Consider the following 20,170-nt stretch of genomic DNA (forward strand, 5'->3'; position numbering starts at 1 on the left):
TAAAGGGGAAATACTTTGGTCTCGTTGAAATCTTTCTTGTCTGGTTCGGCATTATACTGTGCGGTGCTGCTATTGGTTGCTTCAACTTTTGGAGTAATGAATTCGGCTAGCGCGCAGTCTATGCCAAGTCAGAGCCAAATAGAGCAATTTAAAAAGCTCCCCCGGGCCCAGCAAGAAGCTTTGGCACGTCAGTATGGTGTTGATGTTAGCATGCTTGACAGCTTAAGTGGCAATTCGTCTAGTTCATCTAACGATAGCCAGAAAAAGCAGCAGAACAATGTGGTGTTTCCTCGTGGTACCAGTTTTGATGAAAGCGGTAATCCGGTGATTCCTGACGATTTAGAAAGCCAGTTCTCGCGTGAAGCCGATGAATTAAAGCCTTTTGGTTACGAATTATTTGCAGGAGAGCCGAAAAGCTTTTCGCCTACTTCTTATGCGCCGGTTCCTTCCAATTACATCATGGGTGTGGGCGATACCATAAAAGTACAGCTTTTTGGTAAGGAAAACCGCAGTTACGATTTGACTATAGACCGCGAAGGCAAAGTGGTTATTCCCGATTTAGGCGAGTTAACCGTTGCAGGTTTAACTTATACCTTAATGCAGGACATGATTCAAAACCAGGTAAAGCAGCGCTTAATTGGCTTTAATGCTGCGGTTTCTATGGGTGAGTTGCGCTCTATTCAAATATTTATTGCTGGTGAGGCTTATAAACCGGGTTCGTACACGGTCAGTTCCTTATCGACCATTAGTCAGGCGCTTTATGTTGCCGGTGGTGTTTCCGACATTGCTTCACTACGTTCTGTTCGTTTAATGCGTGCGGGAAAGGTGGTTACTGAATTCGATTTATACGACTTGCTGTTAGAGGGCGATACTTCTGACGACAAAATGCTGCAAAGTGGTGATGTGGTGTTTATTCCGGCCCGAGGTGACATGGTTACCGTTAAAGGCCAGGTAAAACGCCCTGCGTTGTATGAATTAAAAGGCGATGAAACGCTAAGGGACGCGCTCCGCTTTGCTGGTGGCAGCGAAGACGACGCCTACTTAGCGGCCGCTCAGCTTGAGCGAATTGTAAACGGCAAGCGGTTGATCAGTACCGTTGATTTAACTTCAGACACTCAACTAAGTGAAGCGCTAAAAGGCGGTGACGTGCTGACGTTGCGCCAGGTTTCTGAGTCACTTGAAAACAGTTTATTGCTGGTAGGTGCTGTAACGCGGCCGGGGCATTACGAATGGAAACCGGACCTTCGTATTAATGATGTGCTTCGTAGCAGTCGCCACGACTTATTAGAGCAAGCTGACTTGCGCTACGGCTTAATTCTGCGTGAAACCGGGTCCAAACGTGAGCTAAGCTTGTATCAGTTTAACGTTGCTGAAGCTATTAGCGGCATTGAGGGTGAGAACTTGTTGCTGCAGGAACGTGACCAGCTGGTTATTTTCAGCCGCTACCAAACTAAGGCGGAAGAAGAGCAACAACTGTCGCGCTATACACTGACAAAACAAGAACGCGAAGCAGAAGAACGCGAGGAATTGTTGAGTGAATATCGTCAGGCCTTTTTACGGGATTTAGTTAAAGACAAAGGAGTCAAGGTTCAGAAGCTGGCAACACAGGAACTTGCTGACGCTACCAGGCTCTTTGGAACACCGGACAGAGGCGACGTAACTATTGCTAAGGACAAATTAGCGCCTTACTCCCGTGAAAACTTGCTTGAACCGATAATGTTGCGAATACGGCAGGAACGCTCTAAGGCCGGCTCCGCGCCATTGGTTTATATTGCCGGAGAGGTTAACCACCCCGGGGTTTACCCCTTAGTTGAAAACGCCACCGCAAGCCGCTTAGTAGACGCCGCCGGCGGCGTAAAAGATTCCGCCTATTTAGAACGAGCCGAAATTACCCGCTTTAAATATGGGGAGAGCTCTGGTGAGACTGAGTATTTAACGTTGTCGTTAGACGACGTACTTAGTGGGGACGTTGACATTCCTATTCAGGGGCGCGACCGCTTGAACGTATTGAGTATTCCCGAGTGGCAAAATACCTATGAAGTGAGGTTGCGTGGAGAAGTTCGCTTTCCGGGCACTTATGCTATTAAGCGCGGAGAAACTCTGACTCAGTTAGTAGAGCGTGCGGGTGGTTTTACCGAGCATGCCTTTATAGAGGGTGCAGTATTCACTCGCGAAGAGCTGAAAGCCCGAGAACAAGAGCGTAAGCGCATGCTGGCACAGGAACTGCAAAGGGAAATTGCCGGTAACATGATGACCGGGACAGGCGACAGCCGTGTGTCTTACAGTGAAATGCGAACGCTTTTATCTGACTTGCTTAATGCCAAACCGGTTGGCCGGCTGATTATGGATTTACCCAAGTTACTCAGTAGCAACGGTGCCAACGATGTCCAGTTAAAAGACGGGGATACATTGCATGTGCCCTCTAAAACTGACTCGGTTAGCATTATGGGTGAAGTGCAGATGACAACCTCTTACCGCTTTGATCCTGAAGTGAGTGTGGGTGAATACATTGAACGCAGCGGCGGAACGAAAGAAAAAGCCGACGAAGAACGTATTTATATTGTTAAAGCGAACGGTGCCATTGAACCTTATGAGAGTGGTAGCAGCTGGTTTAGCTTTAGCAGTAATAGCCAATTAGCGCCGGGTGACACCATCATTGTGCCTATGGATACAACCTACACTGAGAATTTAGAGTTGTGGTCACAGGTGACCGGCATTGTTTATAATTCAGCTATAGCGATTGCGGCAATAAACGGACTTTGACTGTAAATTCGTATGGATGCTATTTGCATTTTAAGGTGCATAGGCATAGTATAAAGGTTGCTGTTAACTGGAATGTTTTCAGTCACAGCGATACATGTATCTATATCTCTGGAGTGAGGTGAATATTATGAAAACTTTAGCATTATCAGTTATTGCTGCGTTAGGTTTAGCGACCGCACCAGCAATGGCACAGCAAGAAGGTTCGACCGGTGCAGCCGGCGCATCTGCTTCAACTGCCGGTATTGGTGGTTTGTCTACTCAGGCATTAGTTTTTGCAGGTGTTGCAGGGGCAGCAACTGTGGCAGCGGTTTCTGACAGCTCTTCTAATTCAATTATTGATGACGAAGATCCTGAAAACCCAGAAGAGCCAGGTACAACAGTAACCGTTACTGGTACTGGTACAAATACTTACACAATTACTGTTCCTGTTCAGTAATTGTTTGCGGTTTAGTGTAAGTTGGTGAAGCGCTTCGCTGAACTTACTGAAAAGAAACTGTGATAAAATACCGCCGTAGGGCGGTATTTTTTTGTCCGGTGAACTTTACTTTTGACTTAAGCTGAATAAGAGACTCGTTCATGTTAATTCGCTATTGCCTGCTCGCTTTGCTTGGGGTTGTTACCTACGGATGCACCGCCGTTACCGACGAGGTTCGCGAAACGGTTGAATACGCTTTTAAAACACAGCAGGACGCTGAGCTTTCTTCTGAAGAAATTGAAAACTTTCCTTATACCTCGCTTTACGCACAGTGGGAAGAAAAGCCACGCACTTTAATAGTGCTGGGTTTTATAGATAAGCCGAACGACAGGCACTTTATTACAGCGGAGAAAGAGACGTTAGTTATACGTAATGGTCGGATTGTTCGAACGCAGAATTTAAACCGTGACTTACTAGCCGCTTCAAATTTAGAGCAAGATCCGTTGCAATGCATTGTAAATCAACCTAATGATTGCGAGAGCCGCTGGCAGCGTAACTACGACTACCAAATGCAGGAACGAACATTTAGCCGCACTGTTGTATCTCAGTTTTCGGTTGTGGAAGAGCAAACTCTGGAAATGCCTTTTGGCAAAGTGAACGCCACTTTAGTGCAAGAGAAAGGTCGCTTTGAGCTGAGCGGTGAAACCTTCACGAATCGTTTTTGGATTGAAAGCGACGGGCATGTGGTAAAAAGTGAGCAACAGCTATTTCCCGGTGAAACTTCTCTTACCTTAACTCAAGTGACCTGGATAGGTCGTGATTATTCTAATAAAGCAGCGAAATGAGTCCGTTCATGAAAAAAACATTGTTACTTCCCCTCCTGTTAGCCGCGTTTTTAGTCACTGCTTTTCCGGCAACCGGCGACACTCAGAAAATTGCGTTTGACGGACCGGTGCGCCTGCAGCAGGCCTTATCAGCATTGGAAGAGCGGGGCGAGTTAGAAAACATCTATTGGCCAACAGCGCGTTTGGTCAAGGTTGATGAACAAAAAGCGGTAGACGAGAAAAAGCGCAAAGTACTGGCAGAGTTAGCCGAGTTGGAAAACTATTGGCGTAACCGCAGAGAAACGAATAAAGCCGGTGCCGCCGCTATAGTGGCTCGTCAGATAAAAGCTTGGCGCTTAGGCAAGCAACTGGTAGGCGAAGTAAGTATCGAGGGCGCGCGTCAGAAGCTAGCTGATAACCCGTTGCTGCCGAAAGGTCGTTACGAGTTGGTAGTAAGCAGTAGACCAAATTTTGTTTATGCCTATGGTCTGTTTTCTGAGCCGGGACGATATGAGTTTCACTCAGGGAAAACTGTGGCTCATTGGATAAAGAGCATTGAAGACGAAGCTCAATTACTGGCCGCTTATAATAAAACTAAAGCTGTAAAAGTGTCGGTTGCGGGTGAAATTGAGAGTAACTGGGGTTACTTCAAACAGGATGATACAGAGCTTTTACCGGGCAATATTTTATGGTTGGGTTTTGAGCAAAACCAGTTGCCGCCCAAGTTTAAGAATTTAAACAGTAATATTAGGGGGCTTTTAACGCATTTTGTTGCGGATGAGTCTGTCAGAAGTAAAACGAATACGCCTTTATATACACTGAGTGATGCACCGACACCTAAAAACCATTGGTCGCGTATGGATTTGTCGCCTAGCTATAATAATTATGGCTCTGTAGGTTTAATGCAAAATCCAACTGCGCGGATGGCGAAAGAGGGTGAGTTAGCAATCACTTATTCTGATATGGACGAGTACCGACGCTACACAGTCAACTTGCAACTCTTGCCCTGGCTTGAAGCTACCGCATTCTATACACGATTCCCTAATCGTCTATACAGCCAGGTTCCAGGGTTTAGCGGTGACTCAATATTGACGGACAAAGGCTTTGATGTAAAAGCCCGCTTATGGCAGGAAAGTTACTGGTTACCTGAAGTGAGTGTGGGCTTACGAGACTTAGCGGGCACGGGGCTTTTTGATGCCGAGTATATTGTGGGCAGTAAACGTTTTGGTCCAGTCGATATTAGCTTAGGCGTCGGTTTTGGACGTTTAGGGACGTACGATGATGTGTCTAACCCTTTTTGCGAGATATCTGACGAGTACTGCGATAGAAAAACAGGATTTAGCGGAAAAGGGGGAGAGCTGGAATACGACCAGTGGTTTACCGGGCCCATGGCGTTGTTTGGTGGTGTTGAATACCAAACCCCCTGGGAACCTTTAACATTAAAAGCTGAGTATGAAGGCAATGACTATAGCCGTGACAGTGCCGGTGTGCCTATTGTTGCAGACAGCCGCTGGAACTTTGGAGCGAACTACCAGGTCACGGATTACTTCGACGTACAGCTCAGTTATGAGCGTGGCGATACGCTCATGTTTAACTTTAGTTTGCGCACCAATTTTAATGAGCTAAACCAGGTGAAAACCACTCCGCCTAAAACCCAGCCGCAGAAGCCAAACGCTAATAAGCTGAAGGATGTTGACTGGATAGCTATGCGGAGCGAAATGATTAAACAGGGTGTGTTTAGTGGCGCTCGTTTTGCCGCAACCGATGATGAAGTGACTATGTACGCGTATCATCGTCGTTTTCGGAACAGTGATGAGGCTTTCGACCGTGCTGCGCGTATTATGGCAGCAGAGCTTCCTGAGTCAGTAAAAACTTACAATATGGTTGATCAGGCGCTGTTTAACCCGAGTGTGAATACACAGGTTGATGCCGAAGAATTTAAACGGCGAATTCGAAACGAAGAGCCAGGTAAGGGCGTTGATGAAACCAAGGAGCTTTTCACGCGCTTGTATCCGGAAGAGCCACCGGTTAAAGACAGTGATAAGTGGAAACTTAACCCCGACTATCGTTTCAGTAACAGTTACGGGCTAAAACCCTTCTTCAAACAAGACTTCGGCAGCCCCGAAAACTTTCAGACGTATCAGTTGGGTGTCTTTGCTTTTGGACGCCGTTGGTTAGCGGAAAACTTAGAAGTGTTTGGTGAAGTTGGCTTTAACGTGGCAAATAACTACGACGAGTTTAACTTCCTGGGTGGTGGGCCGTCTGAATTACCCGAAGTGCGTACTCAAGTAAGACGTTACATTAAAAATGATATTTGGTTAGACTCTGCGCAGGCTACTTACCATAAACGGCTTGGTGAGGACTGGTTTGCGATGGCTTATGCTGGGTATTTAGAACGCATGTTTGGTGGCGTTGGGGCCGAGGTTCTATATCGGCCCATAGACAGCCCATGGGCTTTTGGTGCGCATATTAACCGAATACGACAACGGAACTATACTGGCGGTAGTGGCTTCTTAGATTACGAGGTAACTACTGGGTTTGTTAGTGCCTATTACCAAATGCCGTGGTTGTCAGATACTTTATTACAACTCGACGTTGGCCAGTTCCTGGCCGGTGACCAAGGCGTTAATGTGACGATGCAGAAGCGCTTTGACAGCGGTGTCATTGCCGGTGCATTTGCCGCCTTTACGGATGTGTCCGCTGAAGAGTATGGCGAAGGGAGCTTCACTAAAGGCTTTTTCATTAGTATTCCGTTTGACCTGATGAGCGTAAGACATACTCGTGAGCGTATTGGCTTTACTTGGGTGCCGCTGTCTCGCAACGGCGGTCAACAGTTGCAACGCAGAGCGCGTTTGTACGATTATACAGACGACAGAGCGCCGTTTTATAACCGTTAAAACAGTCTGAAAAGGATGTAGACATTGAAACTTTTTAAGCTACTAATGCAGCTGCCTCGCAACGTTAAGCGAGGCATTGGCCTGATTATGGATATAGGCTCAATAACTGTGGCTATGATTTTAGCATACTTATTAAGCTTTGATGCCATAATGCCGTTGCGCTGGTCGCAATGGATTATTCTTGGGGGTGTAGTTTTAGGCATTACGCTACTTGCTTTTATTCGTTTTGGTTTGTACCGGGCGGTAGTGCGTTATGTTGGCTTTAAAGTATTAAGCCTGGTGTTTTTCACCGTTATATTCAGTGGCGCACTGCTGGTAGTTGGTGCCTTGTTAATGGGTATTTCTTTGCCCGTGTCTGCTGTTGTGAATTATGTGCTTATTGCCTTTTTACTGACCGGTGGCAGCCGGCTTTTGGTCCGCGAAGGGTATCAGCGGGTAATGAGTCGGCAGAAGGATCGAGTCATAATTTATGGCGCGGGCTCTGCCGGACGGCAGTTGGCGCAAGCGATATCTAATGGCGATGAGTTTCACCCGGTGCTGTTTGTGGATGACGACAGCGGTTTACAGAATACCTCGGTGTTGGGGTTAAAGGTGATACCGCCAGAGAATATTGACAAGGCGATTCACGAACTTGGCGTTCAACGCATTTTACTCGCTTTGCCCAGCACGTTGCGCTCGCGTCGCCGTCAAATTCTGGATGCTCTGGAAGCCCTGCCGGTTAAAGTGCAAACCGTGCCGGGCATGGCCGATATGGTGAACGGCGACTTGTCGATTGACCAGCTGCAGGACGTTAGGGTAGAAGATTTGCTTGGTCGTGATCCGGTAAGCCCTGAGCCGCAGTTAATGGAAAAACACATTACCGGACAAACCGTACTGGTTACCGGGGCGGGTGGCTCTATTGGCTCTGAGCTTTGCAGACAAATACTTAAGCAGCGACCCAAGGCGTTGGTATTGTATGAGTTGTCTGAATTTGCTTTATACGCTATTGAGCGCGAGTTAACGCAAATTTGCCAGCAACAGGGCATTGGTGCTGAGATCATTCCGGTGATAGGCACAGTACAGCGGCGTAACCGTATTGAAACCGTGCTGAAAGCTTTTACCGTGGACACTGTATACCACGCGGCGGCTTATAAGCACGTGCCTTTAGTTGAGTACAACATGGTTGAAGGCGTGCGCAACAATGTATTTGGTACCTGGCATACGGCGGAAGCTGCTATTTCGGCTGGTGTTAAGCAGTTTGTGTTAATTTCCACCGATAAAGCCGTGCGGCCCACTAATGTCATGGGTACCACCAAGCGCTTGTCAGAATTAGTATTGCAGGGGCTGGCACAACGCCAAGGCGAAACGCGCTTTTCTATGGTGCGTTTTGGTAATGTATTGGGCTCGTCGGGCTCCGTGGTGCCGTTGTTTAAAGAGCAAATTGAACACGGCGGGCCGGTCACCGTAACGCACCCCGATATTACCCGCTTTTTTATGACCATACCCGAGGCTGCGCAGCTCGTGATACAGGCTGGCACCATGGGACATTCCGGCTCGGTGTTTGTGCTGGATATGGGTGACTCGGTTAAAATCGTCGATTTAGCTCGTAAAATGATCCGCTTGTCTGGCCTCGAAGAGCGTACCGAGAAGAACCCGCATGGTGACATCGCCATAGAGTTTAGTGGTTTGCGCCCGGGTGAAAAGCTATACGAAGAACTGTTAATTGGCGACAATGTGGAAGCCAGTGACCACTCGCGTATATTGCGTGCCAATGAGCAGTCGCTAAGTTGGGACGAAATGGAGAAACTGCTGGGGCTGTTGGATGACGCCTGCCAGCGGTTTGCGATAGACGAGCTGCGTCAATTATTGCTGGACGCCCCAACCGGCTATGCACCAGCTGACAACCAGATTTGTGATGTTATTTGGAATAAACACCGCACCTGTAGCGATGATGAAACCGATGTTGCCTGACGTATAAACGGACGAAATAATGATAAAAAACGGACCTTACTTAGCTTTAGATATCAGTTATCAGAAACTTTCAGTGGACGAGTTACTTGAAACGGCGGGCAAACGCCTACCTGAACACTTTGATGATCACCGCCAGCAATTGTGCCGCGGTGAATACCGCAACATAAGCGAAGATCGCCCGGTAACTCATGTACTCAGCCGTTCCGTGCATGCGGTGGCCAAACAAAGTAACCGCAAAACCCGCTTTGTGGATACCGTGCAAAAGCTGCGTTCTGGCCGTTGGCTCGGCAGCACGGGCAAACCCATTACCGACGTAGTGAACATCGGCGTGGGTGGCTCTGATCTGGGGCCGCAGATGGGCGCTTTTGCCTTGCGAGAATTTGCGGATGACGCCGCAGTGCACGATTTGCAGGTGCATTTCGTGTCTTCAATGGACGGTGGCCAGCTGTATGCCGTGTTGCCTATTGTTGACCCGGAAACTACCGTATTTATTGTTTCGTCTAAGTCGTTTGGCACGGTAGACACTTTTGCTAATGTGGACACAGTGCGCAAATGGGTAGAGCCTCAGTTGACTCAGGAGCAATGGCTGGCAAACCACGTGATAGGCGTGTCGGCCAATGTACAGGGAATGACGGATTACGGTATACAACCGGCGCAGCAGTTTACCTTTGGCGAAGGCGTAGGTGGGCGTTTTTCGTTGTGGTCGGCGTTAGGTTTGAGCATAGCGTTAACCACTGGCATTCGACCTTTTGAGCGCATGCTGGAAGGCGCAAAAACCATGGACGAGCACTTTTTAGGCGCGCCGTTGGAAGATAATTTGCCGGTATTACTGGCTTTGTATGGGGTGTATAACCGCGAGCAACTGGGCATTAATAACTTAGCCATTTTGCCTTACGACGGTCGCTTACGTATGTTGCCTAACTATCTGCAACAGCTGGATATGGAAAGCAACGGTAAGCAGTACACTGCGGAGAATGAGGCCATTGATTACCCCACAGGCCCTATTATTTGGGGCGGTTTTGGACCGAACGGACAGCACGCTTTTTTCCAGCATTTGCATCAGGGTTATGATCAGTTTACTGCGGACTTTGTCACCGTGCTTAAACGCGAAGCCCCGGGCTTTTCGGAAGCTACCCGCAGTGGTCTTGCAGAGCAGCAGCGTTTGGCTGTAGCTAACTGTCTGGCGCACCGGCGTTTAATGTGCGAAGGCAGCCAGAATGCCGATTCACCCAGTGACCATTATCCGGGCGGGCACCCGTCTAACCTGCTGATAATGGACGAACTGACCCCCGAGAGCTTTGGCGCCTTAATAGCCGCCTACGAGCACAAAGTGTTCACCCAGGGCGTTATTTGGGGCCTGAACAGCTTTGACCAACCCGGCGTAGAAAAGGGCAAGAAAATTGCCATGGACGTACTGCGCGTACTGGACGGCGAAAGCGACGAGTCCTTTGACGAGAGTACCGACGCCATTATTCAGCGGATGCGGTGAAGTGGGTATTGTTATCTCTTGATTAAATTTTGGTTATAAGTAAGTTAATTTTTTTATTTACAAAATTACAACAGTCTCGTTATAGTGTCGTTCCTTTAAGGGGAACAACAATAACGAGGTAAAAATGCCAATAAAACAATTTAAACTAACGGCATTATCAGCTGCTGTTGTCATGGGGTTAGCAGCCTGCGGTGGCAGTGACGATGATAATTACGCACCAACGGTTTCGGCAGAAGTCGCTGGGGAAGGTATGCAGTGGATGGCGGTTCATGGGCAGGTTAACGCAACTGACCCTAACGGCGATACACTCTCCTATTCTGCGAGCGTTGTAACCCCTGAAGGTGAAGATTCACCTCCAGGTACCGTAGAAATTAGCGACGACGGGAGTTTCGTCTATACGCCAATGCGCGCAGAACCAGCAGTCATTGATATTACTGTCAGTGACGGAGAGCTAGAAACATCTCAGCAGGTAACTGTTGAAAATGTTAAGGGCGACCCTCTTGCTGACCAACAATGGCATTTGCGCAATACCGGGCAAACTGGTTTTGCAATGGCCGACTCGGTATTTGAAGCATGGCGTGAACTGCGTATTGCCCAGGGTTGGACTGAAGAGGAAGCGAAAGCGGTTTACTTTTTTGACGAAAGCATTTTGGTTCCGGGCGAAGACTTAAACGTTGCTGGTGCATACCAAAAAGGTATCACCGGTGAAGGCACCATTTCAGTTGTAGTCGACCAGGGCTTGGCTGTTGACCATGAAGATTTACAAATGAACGTTCTGCCAGGTCGCTCAATTAACTTTATTGATGGCGCAAGAGACCGAACTGACCCAACGGTGTTAGGTAACGGCGGAGATCACGGAACTTCGGTTTCCGGTTTGATTGCAGCAAAAGGCTGGAACGGTTTAGGTGGGCGTGGCGTTTCCCCTAACGCAAGCTTGATTGGTATGAACTATCTGGGTGGGCCAAATACCCAAACCGACCGGAATATGATGATGGCTCACGGTATGGCGGGCTCTGGTATTGGCGTTAATGATAACGTTGTGACCTTTAACCGCAGTTACGGCTCGACCGCTCCTGTTATTTTTGCAACCGATGAAATTGACGAAACTATCGTTAGCTACCCGACTAAAGAGTTACGTAATGGTCTGGGTGCACTGAACATTAAGTCAGCCGGCAACTCATTTATTAGCTCTGGTAACTGGCCGGAAGCGTCTGAAATGTGTGATGCACAGCAGGCAGGCGTGATTGAAGGTGAAAGCCGTGTATTCAGTTGTTTTGATGGTAACTGGGATTCGAGTAATGCAAGTTTTTATACCCTTTCAATTGGAGCGGTAAATCCCGACGGCAGCCGCTCGAGCTATTCAACGGCTGGCTCAAACTTGCTGGTTGCGGCACCTGCTGGTGAATATGGTGACACAGAACCAGCCATGGTAACGACTGACCAGACAACTTGTACTCGCGGTTATGCGAGCTGGGCTGCTTATGACAGCTTTATGGATACCAATGGTGCATTTTTTGCTGACCTAGGTATTGATAACTTCCATGAACGTGTTTACCCGTTCAATAATCCAATGGGTGAGTATAACGACAGCAACTTAAGCTGTAACTATACCAATACCTTTAACGGAACGTCGTCTGCTGCACCGAACACGTCGGGTGTGGTTAACCTGATTGCGGAAGCTAACCCGAACTTAAACTGGCGCGAAATTCGTCACATTCTGGCAGCGACTGCGACTCAGGTTGATGCTGACGACGCTCCAATTGAACTGACTGTTGGAGATGGCACTTTTGTTGCGCACCAGGGTTGGGTCGAGAACGCTGCTGGTTTCAGCTTTAACAACTTATACGGCTTTGGTCGTCCTGATGCAGGCGCAGCAGTTGAACTTGCGATGTCTGATTCGGTCGAATTACCAGAGTTAGTTGAAACTGAATGGTTAGAAACCGTATTAGACACACCAGTTGCCGTACCAGACAACAATGCTGACGGTGCCTCAATTGAACTTACTGTTGAAGAAGACGTAACCATTGAAGGTATGCAATTTGGTTTGTCAGTGCGTAACATGGCAATGGCTGAAGCTTATATGGGTATGATTCCTGGTACGACAGCAGGTTCAGATATCGCTATTGAAGTCACGTCTCCTGCCGGTACTAAGTCAGTGATTGCAACTTCACGTACGTCGTTAGGTGCATACCTGGGCTTAGGTTCACTTGGTGGTGATTTGGATCATATTTATCACCCAAGCAGCCCGTTATTGACTAACGCGTTTTTAGGCGAGTCCTCTGCCGGAACCTGGACAATTCGTGTTGTTGATACGAATGGTCAAGATCGTGGTACGTACTTGAATAATACGGAAAACAGCCTTGTTGATCAGGTTAATGTCCGTCTGTTTGGTCATTAATAACAAGGCAAAGGAGAAAAAGTTATGAAATTAACAATGATGGCTTTAGCTGCATCAGGTTTATTGATGACAGGCTCTGTTGTCGCCCAGGATCAGGCTGTTGATGACCGTCTGACCAAAGATAGCCAGAAGAGTGTTGCCAAAGCGAAGCTTCCAGCCAAAGTATCTAACGAACGTGCGTTCGGTACTTACCGCATGATGGAAAAAAGCTCTGACGTTAAGGCACCTAAGTTAACCGGTGGTGCTGAAGTGTATAACGAAGTAACACGTAATGTTGGCACCATTAGCGGTAACTTAACCGTATTAGCTGGTGAGCAAGGTTTGGCTGCTATTGCACAAGAATTTGGCCTGGATATTGTCAGTGAAGATTCGCGTGCTGGTTTGGGTCTATTAAAAGCACCAGAAGGCGCTGACTTGAATGAGTTGGTTGAAAAAATGCGTGGAAGCGACTTGGTTCGCGCTGCGCGTATTGAGGTAATTGAACCTCGCAACGAATTACACGTTATTAAACGTTAGTTCTTGTTGTAGTGAATAAAAACCGCATTTGGGTTTTGCCTGAATGCGGTTTTTTATTTTCAATATAGCCGAATGTTCATGTCAGGCTCGATATCCCAGCTAACATAAATGTCAGATTACGTTCTATACTTAAGCTTTTAAAACCTACATGTAATTTGCTTATGAAATTACCAATAATGGCTTTAGCTGCTTTAGGGTTACTGTTGGCAGGGGGGGGCTTCGGTGGCAACAGAGGAGCCGACGACTCAGGTAGAAGAAGATGCTGAGGGGAAAATTTACTCGCAAATACTGGTGGCCGCGCTTATTGGGGCATCGGACAGTTTGCACTTACATGAAAATGTTGCAGCAGACTTTTCGGATAAAAAGTTGCATGACAATATAAGAAAATGGTGGCTCATATAGAGCAAAAGAACGACAGCTGCCAAAAAGAGCTTCAGGTGATTAAGCGCATGCATATTGAAGAAAAAATGAGGGCAGACTCCCGCATACCGGTAGCATCCATTCAGGACTTTGACACCGCAGGCTCAATTAGTGAACGCTTATCTGATTTATTGGATCGGACTCGCGACACCCGCTCATTTATTGAAATGAGAGACAGTATTCCTTCGCACTTCAAAGTGTTTTTTACAACCAGAGCGGAAAGAAACATGTGCAGGAGGGCTTTCGCTGCGGCTTATAAAGGAGGTATTGAACACCCGGAGCTGCAACAAGCGTGTGCCTCGTTTGACCAGCTTCGAAGCTGTCTTATTGAAATACGACATATTGACCGGATTTCTGAATACATGCGCGAAGATGTCTCCAACCAGTTTTATGACGGTAACTTAGAGCCCAGGGGAAAGTCGCTTTCCTCCAAAGTATCAGCGTCAATAGACAGTCGCTTTGTCATTGTATTTGATTACTGGAAAACAATGGAATAATTCATGCTTAAAGAAGTAAAGGAAATAGCCCGTGACGCTGGCGCTGCCATTATGGACATTTACCGAAGCGATGACTTTGATGTGCAGAAAAAAGCCGACGACAGCCCGCTGACAAAAGCGGACTTAGCCGCGCACAAAATTATTTGCGACGGTTTGCGCGCGCTGGATATTCAGTACCCGATTATTTCGGAAGAGTCTTCGGATATTAGCTGGGCGCAGCGTAAGCACTGGTGTCGCTATTGGTTAGTCGACCCGCTTGACGGCACCAAAGAGTTTATTAAGCGCAACGACGAGTTTACCGTGAACATTGCTTTGATAGAAAAGGGCGTGCCCATTTTAGGAGTGGTGTATGCTCCGGCTCTGAATGCTATGTACACCGGCGAGCGTGACCGCGGAGCGTTCTTAAACGACAAAGTTATTTCCGTTGCCTCGAGGAAGTCGGAAACCTTGCGCGTGGTTGGTTCGCGTTCACACCCTTCGCAGGAAACGACCGACTGGCTGGATGCTTTAGACAAACCGTATGAGATGCTGGGGGTAGGCAGTTCGCTAAAATTTTGCCTGGTAGCAGAAGGCAAAGCCGACATTTATCCGCGCTTAGGACCTACAAGTGAGTGGGATACCGCCGCAGCCCATGCGGTACTAGGTGCAGCGGGCGGAGAAGTTACAACCGTTGCCGGTGCCCCGCTGCTGTATAACCAAAAAGAAGACTATTTGAACCCGCATTTTATTGCCCGGTGAGGTAGCCTGACGTGAACGTCAGGGCCGGATCTGACCTGACATTTATGTCATTCACAACGCAGTATTAATGCTTGCTTGTCGATGTTGCTGCCGCTTGAGGATTCACAATGGTGTAACCCAAGTTGCTTGATTTATCTGTGTTAGAGACATCCACCTTTTCTAACTGAGACTTTGTTGCAGACTGAGGCTCATAAGGTTCAGACTCAGGGCGCTCTGCCAGCTGGTAGTGGTTGAAACGAGGCAGAATGTAATACCCGCCATTGGTGGCCTCTCCGTACTCATCATAGTACGTCGATATATCCCATTCTAAAACTGAGAATATCTCTTTTTCACTAAAGCCCAATGGCACCCAGCGTCTGGGGTTTGCGCGATTTAAAAGTAACACTCTTTTATTGGGAAAACGCCACTACTTAGTGATAAAAACACGGTTTCGGCCGTCTTTTTTGCCTTGATACATGGCATTATCGGCTTCGCCATAGAGCGAGGACCAGTTTGAGTTTTCGTCAGATAGGCTGCTGACTCCAATAGTGACAGAAAGAGAAAGTTGATTGTCTTTAAGTTGTATAGGTTGAGAGTTAACGGCTTCTTTCAATTCTTCAGCGAGTTTGAATGCGTCATTGATAGTGGTATCTGGCAACATGACAGCGAACTCTTCACCACCAATACGAGCGACAAGATCAGAGCTCCTAACTCTTTCGCTCATAATTTTTGCCAACTTCTCTAAGACGCGGTCGCCTGTACTGTGACCGAATCTGTCATTTATCTTTTTGAAAAGGTCAACGTCGATGACCAGCAGAGAAAGCTGGCTTGATGTTCTTTTTGAGCGTGTAATTGCGCGCTCAATTTGCTCAATAAAATAGCGCCGGTTGGCTAGGCCCGTTAACGAGTCAATACGTGATTGATTAAGTAGTTCGAGCTCCAGCTCTTTTTGTTGGGTAATGTCATGTATGGTCCCAACTAATACCTCTCCATCTTGCTGCCATTGAGCATATATATGAACCCATAAGTAGTGTCCGTCTGAGTGTCGGATACGGTGAGTCTTATCGAAGACTTTTGAATTAAATAAACGCTCTCGACTGTCCTCAAAAAGATTTTCATCATCAGGGTGTAACAGCTCTTTGAACAAGAACAGGGATGCTGCTGTTGTTTTAGGGCTGAGGCCAAGCATATTGAAAATAATGGGTGACCAGGTCAATGAGTTATCCGATAGTGTGAAAGACCAATAGCCCAGCTGAGCTATTTCTTGTGCAGTTTGAAGTGTTTTTTGGCTGCTTTTAAGTTCACGCTCTAACTGTTTTAGTTCTGTAATATCAATATGCGTTCCGGAGAACCACTCTGGCTCACCTTCTTCAGTGCGCGTAACAATTTTGCCGTGATCTCTGATCCATACCTCATGTCCTTGTTTATGCTTTAGTCTTAAATCTGCGCTGTAAAAAGATGTTTTGCCAAGAACATGCGACTGGAAAACTCGCTGAAACTTTTCATGGTCAGCTTTATGGAGGATACTGAGCCAGGTTTTAGTACTGATTGGTTTAAGTTCCTCGATGGTGTAGCCGACCATAGACGCCCATCGCTCATTAATAATGAGTTCATCAGTTTGTACGTTCCATTCCCAAGTGCCAGCATCAGTGCTTTCGATAATGCTATTGAGTCGATGAGAGCTTGGCAATGATAAGTAACAAGAACCGTGTGGGTCATTACTGAGAAATTCGACCAGGCAGCATGGAATACCTTCAATAGTCATTGGTGTCGCGGTTACATCAAACTGTTTATCTAATGCGTTTATATAAACTTCAACGGGAGCGTTTTTGTCTTGAATGAGAGTATCCCAGGAAACAGCTTCATGGGTATGTTTACTGTAAGCAGTTACGCGTTCAGGCGGCGTTCCATCAACATGGTTACCGTTGCACTGACCTATGACGCGACCGTCGTTATTGACGATCAAATAACAACTGTTTCTTCTCAATTTAGACATGAAACCTACAGAATGCGCTGAAATTAACTAAATACCTAGATTACTTATGAAGCATATATTATTTAAATGTTAACACAGAGGTTTTTTTGGATCTTGGATAATTTTAAGGGGAATAAGGCGAGCAGAGCAGTTGACCATGCAAAGTGCTTTTAATGTTTAAAGCGCAACTTGGTTCAGTGGCGGTTTAGCCACTGAACCAAGCGTAACTGGAAGGGTATTATTCTTCGCCGTTGTCGTTTTCGATTTCGGCTTCTTCTACTAGGATGTAGCTTTGTTCAACCCAGCGGCCTTCTATTTCAATAACCGTGCCGACTTCAAGGGCTGCGATAAATGTTGCGACGTCGATTTCTTCATCGTTGAATTCAAGCTCTGCGTCTTCAGCAAAGCGAAGCTCTTTGCCGTTCACAAAAACAGAGTCACCTTCAATAGATTCTACGGCGCCCTCAAATTCTGCTTTGCCTGTGTTGTCAGGACGTTCATCGTCACTATCGTCATCCTCTCCGCTAACGTTTTCAATCTCAACTTCAGTGGCCAGTAGCGAGCCGTTAACGTATTCACCTTCGGCTTCCACAATAACCGCATTACGGCTTTCGACTAATGCAATAAAGTCATCAATAGAAATTGTGTCGTCATCGTCTTCAAATTCTACGTTGTCGGCAAAACGTACGGCGACATTTGCGACACGCATACCGTCGGTCGTAACATCCGTCACGCGGCCTTTCACTTCGCCGTCACGGTCATCTTCGTCAATGCGTTTTACTTTCAGTGCAACCGTATCGCCTTCTTGGTTCTGACGCGAGACGACCTTCAGCCAGTCGTTAGCAGCAATGTTTTCAAATGTGAAGCGGCGCTCGTCTAAGTCCGATTCATCCTCATACTGAGTCTCTGGTGTGATACTAAAGGTTGTCCCATTAAGCACAAACGTCATGGCTTCACTGTCAATGTCTGTTACTTGACCTTCGACTTTACTGCGCGCGTTCCGGGCCTTGAACTCTATCTCATCGGCAACCAACTGCTCACCGTCAAACTCGGCTTCGACTTTTACGATAATACCGTTGGCTAAGGTATCGGCAGTGCCGTCTTCAAACTCAGTGCTTTCACCCAAGACGAAGTCGTATTGATTTACTGAGAACGTTCCGGCATCGGCGTCATAGTTTTTAACGATACCGGCAATGGTGATTTCATCGGTGTCTTCGTCGAGGCCATTCTGCTCTTTGTTCTCGACCTCGTCTGCTGTTAGGGTCATGGACTCATTATCGTAAGCTTCGCCTTCGACTTTCACGAACAGTCCGTCAGCAAGGTCGTCGGCGTTCATATCGTCAAATTCTGCTGCAGAATAGTTAATGGTTAACTCACCCAGCGTAAACGTTTCAGTGTCTGTGTTTAAATTGGCAACGTTGCCTTTGAGCTTAATTTCCGTTTCATCGTTTTCCAGCTCAACCAGGGTAGCGTAAAACGCACCGTCTTCATTGACGTAGCCGCTTATTTCGACAAAATCGCCAATGGTTAAAGTGTTAATATCGGCTTCTTCAAACTCAGTTAACTCATCATAAATAACCGTTTGACCCAGTACCTCAATTTGCTCTGCTTCTCTGTCAATGAAGGCAACCGGGCCTTGCAGGCTTTCTTCATAAGTGATTTGCTCTGCCTCCGGGTCGTTGCCGTCATCGGATGCAGAAGCGGCGACAGTGACTACCATGCCCACTCTTAGTTGCGCTTCATCGGCTGCTGGCGAGTTACCGACCGCGATAGTGGCATTGTCAGAGCCGTATCGCTGGCCATTGACATACACACTGCCAAAGCCTGTGATCACACCCTCACTGACAACGGTCGTTGTTGTGGTTGATGTGTCGCCGTTATTGTTTTCGCCGCTTGTATTGTCGTTGGTAGAGTCGCTTGAGCTTCCGCCACACGCCGTGAGCGCGCCGGATATTGCTAAGACTAAAAGGGACTGTTTAAAACGCATGGTACTACCTCTTATTGTTGCTAAAACACTTTTTATAAAAGTGTATGTACCTTCACTTTAGCTCATGATTTTGGGGCCTGCCAGCAACTCGATTGTGTTTTTTGAATGCTTGTTACGTTAGGTTTTTGTTATAAGATTTCGCTTGTGTAGATACAAGGCATACCATCTCCTTTTATTAACCGAATAAAGTGACTATATGTCGTTTTTAGTGTTTTTCAATATAAATTAATCGGTATCGGGTATTAATTGGTTTTTGGTGTAATTGAAATTATAAATTACTTAGTATCGGTGATTTTATGTTTCTGTCGTTGATGTAATATCTCATGACTAAATACGCTTTCGTCGAGTGATTTAGTAATGACGTTTTAATACCATTTAAGTTTAATTTTTATTGATAAATGGTATATATTTAATGTTGTTTTTCGAGTTTGATGGGGCAAAGAGTTTGTCAAACATGCAAAAGCATGGAATTGATTTTTACTCTGCTCAATCTCTTTGGAATGACCCGGAGTTAATTGAAATTCCGGCTAAAACTGAAGATGAAAAGCGTTATTTAGTTATAGCTAAGTACAAAGGAAAGCATTGGTCAGCTGTGATTACTTATCGAACAAGAGCAATCAGAATTATTTCTGTCAGACGCTCTAGGCATAGCGAGGTGAAGCTTTATGAAAGCGAGTGAATTTGACAAAAAGTTTGATTCAGATGAAGACGTTATGGATGAGCTTGAGCTGGAAAAGGCGAAAAGACCCATGCGCAAACAAAAGCGAGTGAATGTGGATTTTCCTGAATGGATGCTAGACTCTTTAGATGAAGAGGCTGCCCGCATTGGAGTAACAAGACAATCTATTATTAAAGTCTGGTTAGCTGAGCGGCTTGAGCAAATTGAAAGGAACCTATAGGTGAAACACATGAAACTACTTTTAGCTTTTGCAACAGCTGCGCTATTGGCGGGTTGCAGCACCGCTCAGTCAGCAACAGATACTCCGGTTACTATGGCCGATATTACAGAACTTATTGGTAAGCCGGAAGCGCAAAGTATAGATAGCTGTAAGGTACTGCCTGTGGGCAAAAAAGCGTGCGGTGGCCCGGAAGGTTATGTGGTTTACAGCAGAGAAACTGTAACCGATGAAAGAGCACTGCTAGACGCTATTCACCTTTATAATGAAAAAGCCAAAGAAGATGCAAAAACGGGTTACTCAACATGTGAGCATATACCTGAGCCAAAACCGCAATTAAAAGACGGCGTTTGCTGGATACCGTAACTAAAAAACTGGACCTGGGTACAATAGGATTTAGTTGAAAACTTGTTAACGTTAGCCTCG

At 46.7% G+C, this 20,170-nt stretch carries 17 protein-coding genes; 14 read left to right on the top strand and 3 right to left on the bottom strand.

Annotation, left to right across the window (positions count from 1 at the left end):
- The first annotated feature begins 120 nt into the window (after nt 1-120).
- The 11 genes from U0358_RS03120 to cysQ all read left to right on the top strand — a co-directional run bounded on the left by U0358_RS03120 (nt 121) and on the right by cysQ (nt 14,907).
- A complete protein-coding gene (locus tag U0358_RS03120; protein ID WP_322407020.1) occupies nt 121-2,763 on the top strand; it encodes an SLBB domain-containing protein in 2,643 nt (880 codons plus the stop codon).
- A gap of 127 nt (nt 2,764-2,890) precedes the next feature.
- Complete coding sequence (locus tag U0358_RS03125; protein ID WP_110013753.1) at nt 2,891-3,199, top strand: hypothetical protein; 309 nt, start codon at nt 2,891-2,893, stop codon at nt 3,197-3,199.
- Between the two features lie 140 nt (nt 3,200-3,339).
- Nucleotides 3,340-4,023, top strand: a complete 684-nt coding sequence (locus tag U0358_RS03130) for a YjbF family lipoprotein (RefSeq protein WP_322407021.1) — start codon at nt 3,340-3,342, stop codon at nt 4,021-4,023.
- A gap of 8 nt (nt 4,024-4,031) precedes the next feature.
- The gene (locus U0358_RS03135) at nt 4,032-6,899 is read left to right on the top strand and encodes a YjbH domain-containing protein (RefSeq protein ID WP_322407022.1); all 2,868 of its coding nucleotides are present in this window, start codon (nt 4,032-4,034) and stop codon (nt 6,897-6,899) included.
- Nucleotides 6,900-6,944: 45 nt separating this feature from the next.
- Entirely contained in the window at nt 6,945-8,849 is a 1,905-nt protein-coding gene (locus U0358_RS03140; RefSeq protein ID WP_322407457.1) for a polysaccharide biosynthesis protein, read from the top strand.
- A gap of 19 nt (nt 8,850-8,868) precedes the next feature.
- Entirely contained in the window at nt 8,869-10,338 is a 1,470-nt protein-coding gene (pgi, locus tag U0358_RS03145) for a glucose-6-phosphate isomerase (RefSeq protein WP_322407023.1), read from the top strand.
- A 124-nt stretch (nt 10,339-10,462) separates the two neighbouring features.
- Nucleotides 10,463-12,736: a S8 family serine peptidase gene (locus tag U0358_RS03150; protein ID WP_322407024.1), complete on the top strand. Its 2,274-nt coding sequence runs from the start codon at nt 10,463-10,465 to the stop codon at nt 12,734-12,736.
- 24 nt (nt 12,737-12,760) lie between these two features.
- Nucleotides 12,761-13,252 (top strand): serine protease external chaperone, encoded by a 492-nt coding sequence (locus tag U0358_RS03155; RefSeq protein ID WP_322407025.1) that lies wholly within the window; start codon nt 12,761-12,763, stop codon nt 13,250-13,252.
- A gap of 222 nt (nt 13,253-13,474) precedes the next feature.
- Complete coding sequence (locus U0358_RS03160) at nt 13,475-13,654, top strand: hypothetical protein (protein WP_322407026.1); 180 nt, start codon at nt 13,475-13,477, stop codon at nt 13,652-13,654.
- Nucleotides 13,655-13,701: 47 nt separating this feature from the next.
- Complete coding sequence (locus U0358_RS03165) at nt 13,702-14,169, top strand: hypothetical protein (protein WP_322407027.1); 468 nt, start codon at nt 13,702-13,704, stop codon at nt 14,167-14,169.
- Between the two features lie 3 nt (nt 14,170-14,172).
- Nucleotides 14,173-14,907 carry a 3'(2'),5'-bisphosphate nucleotidase CysQ gene (gene cysQ / locus U0358_RS03170; protein ID WP_322407028.1) on the top strand — a complete coding sequence of 245 codons (735 nt, stop codon included), beginning with the start codon at nt 14,173-14,175 and terminating at the stop codon, nt 14,905-14,907.
- Nucleotides 14,908-14,971: 64 nt separating this feature from the next.
- On the opposite strand, the gene U0358_RS03175 is transcribed toward cysQ, so the two are convergent.
- The 3 genes from U0358_RS03175 to U0358_RS03185 all read right to left on the bottom strand — a co-directional run bounded on the left by U0358_RS03175 (nt 14,972) and on the right by U0358_RS03185 (nt 18,848).
- A complete protein-coding gene (locus U0358_RS03175; RefSeq protein ID WP_322407029.1) occupies nt 14,972-15,292 on the bottom strand; it encodes a hypothetical protein in 321 nt (106 codons plus the stop codon).
- Nucleotides 15,293-15,313: 21 nt separating this feature from the next.
- Nucleotides 15,314-16,651: a sensor domain-containing diguanylate cyclase gene (locus U0358_RS03180; RefSeq protein ID WP_322407030.1), complete on the bottom strand. Its 1,338-nt coding sequence runs from the start codon at nt 16,649-16,651 to the stop codon at nt 15,314-15,316.
- A gap of 448 nt (nt 16,652-17,099) precedes the next feature.
- Entirely contained in the window at nt 17,100-18,848 is a 1,749-nt protein-coding gene (locus U0358_RS03185; RefSeq protein WP_322407031.1) for a DUF5666 domain-containing protein, read from the bottom strand.
- 412 nt (nt 18,849-19,260) lie between these two features.
- Between U0358_RS03185 and U0358_RS03190 the strand changes: the two genes are divergently transcribed.
- The 3 genes from U0358_RS03190 to U0358_RS03200 are packed head-to-tail and all read left to right on the top strand — an operon-like array spanning nt 19,261 to nt 20,110.
- Nucleotides 19,261-19,527 (top strand): BrnT family toxin, encoded by a 267-nt coding sequence (locus U0358_RS03190; RefSeq protein WP_322407032.1) that lies wholly within the window; start codon nt 19,261-19,263, stop codon nt 19,525-19,527.
- Nucleotides 19,514-19,747 (top strand): type II toxin-antitoxin system BrnA family antitoxin, encoded by a 234-nt coding sequence (brnA, locus tag U0358_RS03195; protein WP_034818371.1) that lies wholly within the window; start codon nt 19,514-19,516, stop codon nt 19,745-19,747. Before U0358_RS03190 ends, brnA begins: the two co-directional genes overlap by 14 nt.
- 9 nt (nt 19,748-19,756) lie before the next feature.
- On the top strand, nt 19,757-20,110 hold the full coding sequence (locus U0358_RS03200) for a hypothetical protein (protein ID WP_322407033.1): 354 nt from the start codon (nt 19,757-19,759) through the stop codon (nt 20,108-20,110).
- The last annotated feature ends 60 nt before the right edge of the window (nt 20,111-20,170 follow it).

The organism is Idiomarina sp. PL1-037 (assembly GCF_034422975.1).
Classification (GTDB): Bacteria; Pseudomonadota; Gammaproteobacteria; order Enterobacterales; family Alteromonadaceae; genus Idiomarina.